This window comes from Rhodobaculum claviforme (assembly GCF_016653255.1).
In the GTDB taxonomy this organism is placed as follows: domain Bacteria; phylum Pseudomonadota; class Alphaproteobacteria; order Rhodobacterales; family Rhodobacteraceae; genus Rhodobaculum; species Rhodobaculum claviforme.
Genome location: NZ_NHSD01000051.1, coordinates 1 through 3,526 on the forward strand (window position 1 = coordinate 1; position 3,526 = coordinate 3,526).

The window sequence follows — 3,526 nt, forward strand, 5'->3', positions numbered from 1 at the left end:
TGCCGGTCCCGCGGACGACCGGCAGGGCATCTGCGCGGTGCCCCCCACCCGATGACCCCACCCGATGAAAGGACACGCCCATGCTGGAGCGGCGCAACATCACCACCCTGGACGGCGCGCGCAAGGCGCAGATCGTCGCCTCGGACAGCCTGATCTTCCTGTCGGGGATGCAGCCCGACACCACCGACGGCGACATCCGCGACCAGATGCGCGGGGCGCTGGCCAATGTGGACGCGGCGCTGGCCGAGATGGGCGAGGGCCAGGACGCGATCTTCATGGTGCATGTCTGGATCAAGGACATGCGCTATTTCAGCGCCATGAACGCGGTCTGGAACGACTGGGCCGATCCGGACAACCCGCCCGCGCGGACCTGCGTGGCGGGCGAGCTGCTGCGCCCCGACCTGCTGGTGGAGGTGGTGGTGACGGCCTGCCGCACGGTGCGGCCATGATCCGCTTCGACCGAATCGACCGCCCGGCCATCCATCTGGGCGCCGCCTGCGCGCAGCTGATGTCGAGCTGCCTGACCGCGCCCGACCGCTCGGGCGACGTGGCGGACCAGACGCGCCAGATCCTGGCGGTGATCGACGGGCACCTGCACGAGCACGCCGCCGGCCGGGCGGGGCTGATGATGGTCCAGGTGTGGCTGGCCGACATCCGCGACTTTGCCGGGTTCCGGGCGGCGTGGAACGACTGGGTGGACCCCGACCATCCGCCCGCGCTGTCGGTGGTGCAGGCCGCCGCCTCGCGCCGCGACACGCTGGTGGAGATCCGCGCCTATGCCGCGCGCTGAGGGGCGCGCTTGCACATTGCCGGCCGGGGCCACACTGTGGCGCGATGGAACATGACAGCGATCGCCCGCGGCTGCGCATCCGGGTCGTCTTTGACGACGCAGGCATGATCGGGCCGGGCAAGGCCGAACTTCTGGAGCGGATCGCGGCGTGCGGCTCCATCGCCGCCGCGGGCCGCGAGATGGGCATGAGCTACAAGCGCGCCTGGGCGCTGGTGGGCACGCTGAACGCGATGTTCCGCGATCCGCTGGTGGCGCGCACACGCGGCGGTGCGGGCGGCGGCGGCGCGGTGCTGACGCCCGCGGGCCACGAGGTGCTGGAGCTGTACCGCGCGCTGGAGCGTGACGCGGCGTGCGCCGGGGCGGCGCGGCTGGCGGCGCTGCGGGCGCGGCTGCGCGATGTATCCGGGGAAAGATAACGCTTGCCTCGGGCGGGGACCTCGGGCGTTATGGTCGGTGATACATAACAACCCGGAGGATCCCGCGCATGCCGATGTCCCTTGTCCGGTCGCTTGGCCTTGCGGTGCTGCTGGCGCTGGCGGCGGCGCCTGCGCGCGCCGACGCGCCCGTCGTCGCCGCCGCGTCGGATCTTCAGTTCGCCGTGGCCGAGATCGCCGCCGCCTTCGAGGCCGAGACCGGGATGCGGGTGCGGCTGTCGCTCGGCTCCACCGGGAATTTCGCCCGCCAGATCCGCGCCGGTGCCCCGTTCGAGATCTTCATGGCCGCCGACGAGGCCTTCATCGCCGATCTGCATGCCGACGGGCTGACGCGCGACGCGGGTGATCTGTATGCCATCGGGCGGCTGGTGGTGATGGCGCCGCACGGATCGGCGCTGGTGCCGGATGCGGGGCTGGACAATCTGGCCGCGCTGATGGCGGCCGGGGGGATCACCCGCTTTGCCATCGCCAACCCCGACCACGCCCCCTATGGCATGCGCGCCCGCGAGGCGCTGATGGCGCGCGGGCTGTGGGCGGATCTGCAACCCGCGCTGGTGCTGGGCGAAAACGTCAGCCAGGCCGCGCAATTCGCGCTGTCGGGCAATGCCGAGGGGGGGATCATCGCCTATTCCCTTGCGCTGGCGCCGCAGGTCGCCGCCCGGGGCACCCATGTGCTGATCCCCGAGGCGCTGCACGAACCGCTGCGCCAGCGCATGGCGCTGCTCAATGGCGCCGGAGAGGTGGCCGAGGCGTTCTATGCCTATCTGATGGCGCCGCCCGCGCGCGCGATCATGGCGCGCTACGGCTTCGTGCTGCCGGCGGAGTAGGGGGTGGACTGGACCGCCCTTGGCCTGTCGCTGCGGCTGGCGGCGTGGACGGTGGCGCTGCTGCTGCCGGTGTCGATCCTGGCGGGGCGGGCGCTGGCGTACCGGCGGTTCCGCGGGCGCACGCTGGTGGAGGCGCTGGTGATGCTGCCGCTGGTGTTGCCGCCGACGGTGTTCGGGTTCTACCTGCTGGTGGCGTTCGGGCGCGACTCGGCGCTGGGGCAGGTGTGGCAGTCGCTGTTCGGCAGCCAGCTTGTGTTCTCGTTCGAGGGGCTGGTGGTGGCCTCGGTCATCTTCAACCTGCCGTTCGCGATCCAGCCCGCGCAGCGCGGCTTCGAGGCCATCGCCCCGGAGGTGCGCGAGGCCGCGCGCTGTTGCGGGATGTCGCCCATGGCCAGCCTGTGGCGGGTGGAACTGCCGCTGGCCTGGCCCGGGGTGCTGACGGCGATGGTGCTGACATTCGCCCACACGCTGGGGGAATTCGGCATCGTGCTGATGGTCGGCGGCTCCATCCCCGGCGAGACGAAGACCATCGCCATCGCCATCTACGACGAGGTGCAGGCCTTTGACGACCGCGCCGCCGGGATCATGTCGGCGGTGCTGGTGGCGATCTCGCTGGCGACCATCGCGCTGACGCTGGCGCTGTCGGCCCGGCTGGGCCGGAGGCTGGGGTGATGGCGCTGGAGGTGCACGCGCGCGCCGCCGCGCCGATCCCGCTGGATGTGGCGTTCCGCGTGGCGGCGGGCGAGCTGCTGGCGCTGGTGGGGCCTTCGGGCGCGGGCAAGACGACGCTGTTGCGCGCCATCGCCGGGTTGTGGCGGCCCGATGCGGGACGGGTGGTGGTGGACGGCGCGGTGTGGCTGGACACCGGCGCGGGTGTGGATGTGCCCACCCACCGCCGCCGCGTGGGCCTGGTGTTCCAGAGCTATGCGCTGTTTCCCCACATGACGGCCCTGGGCAATGTGATGGCCGCGATGGACCGCCCCGACCGCGCCGAGGCCGCGCGGCTGCTGGCGCTGGTGAACCTGCCGGGGCTGGACGCGCGGCGCCCGGCGCAGCTGTCGGGCGGCCAGCAGCAGCGCGTGGCCGTGGCCCGCGCGCTGGCCCGTCGCCCGCGCGCGCTGCTGCTGGACGAGCCGTTCTCGGCCGTCGACCGCGCCACCCGCGAGACCCTGTACGCCGAGATCATCGCCCTGCGCGCGTATCTGGCCATGCCGGTGGTGCTGGTCACCCACGACGTCACCGAGGCGCAGCGGCTGGCCGACCGCATGCTGGTGATCGACGCCGGCCGCAAGGTCCGCGACGGCACCACCGCCGAGGTGATGGCCGACCCCGTCGCCCTGCGTGCGCTGGGGCTGCGCGAACTGGCGGCGATGTTGCCGGCGACGGTCACCGCCGATCTGCCCGATGGCCTGACGGAGCTGGCGACGGCGGGCGGACCGCTGTTCGTGCCGACCCCCCCCGGGACCCCCCTGCGC

The 3,526-nt window shown here is 72.7% G+C and carries 6 protein-coding genes; all 6 read left to right on the plus strand.

What is annotated here, in order from left to right; all coding sequences use genetic code 11:
* Positions 1-80 precede the first annotated feature (80 nt).
* The gene (locus CCR87_RS00750; RefSeq protein WP_201155421.1) at positions 81-449 is read left to right on the plus strand and encodes a RidA family protein; all 369 of its coding nucleotides are present in this window, start codon (positions 81-83) and stop codon (positions 447-449) included.
* Positions 446-790 (plus strand): Rid family hydrolase, encoded by a 345-nt coding sequence (locus CCR87_RS00755; RefSeq protein ID WP_201155422.1) that lies wholly within the window; start codon positions 446-448, stop codon positions 788-790. The genes CCR87_RS00750 and CCR87_RS00755 overlap by 4 nt, the downstream gene beginning before the upstream one ends.
* Positions 791-834: 44 nt before the next feature.
* Positions 835-1,206, plus strand: coding sequence for a winged helix-turn-helix domain-containing protein (locus CCR87_RS00760; protein ID WP_201155423.1), 372 nt, complete (start codon positions 835-837; stop codon positions 1,204-1,206).
* A gap of 68 nt (positions 1,207-1,274) precedes the next feature.
* A complete protein-coding gene (gene modA / locus CCR87_RS00765) occupies positions 1,275-2,051 on the plus strand; it encodes a molybdate ABC transporter substrate-binding protein (protein ID WP_201155424.1) in 777 nt (258 codons plus the stop codon).
* A gap of 3 nt (positions 2,052-2,054) precedes the next feature.
* Positions 2,055-2,723, plus strand: a complete 669-nt coding sequence (gene modB / locus CCR87_RS00770) for a molybdate ABC transporter permease subunit (protein ID WP_201155425.1) — start codon at positions 2,055-2,057, stop codon at positions 2,721-2,723.
* On the plus strand, positions 2,723-3,526 hold an 804-nt coding region (locus CCR87_RS00775; protein WP_201155426.1), incomplete at its 3' end, for an ATP-binding cassette domain-containing protein. The genes modB and CCR87_RS00775, both read left to right, overlap by 1 nt.

Excerpts from the sequence above, each read along its gene's own strand:
- CCR87_RS00750 (WP_201155421.1), top strand. The coding sequence starts at position 81 with ATGCTGGAGCGGCGCAACATCACCACCCTGGACGGCGCGCGCAAGGCG.
- CCR87_RS00755 (WP_201155422.1), top strand. The coding sequence starts at position 446 with ATGATCCGCTTCGACCGAATCGACCGCCCGGCCATCCATCTGGGCGCC.
- CCR87_RS00760 (WP_201155423.1), top strand. The coding sequence starts at position 835 with ATGGAACATGACAGCGATCGCCCGCGGCTGCGCATCCGGGTCGTCTTT.
- modA (WP_201155424.1), top strand. The coding sequence starts at position 1,275 with ATGCCGATGTCCCTTGTCCGGTCGCTTGGCCTTGCGGTGCTGCTGGCG.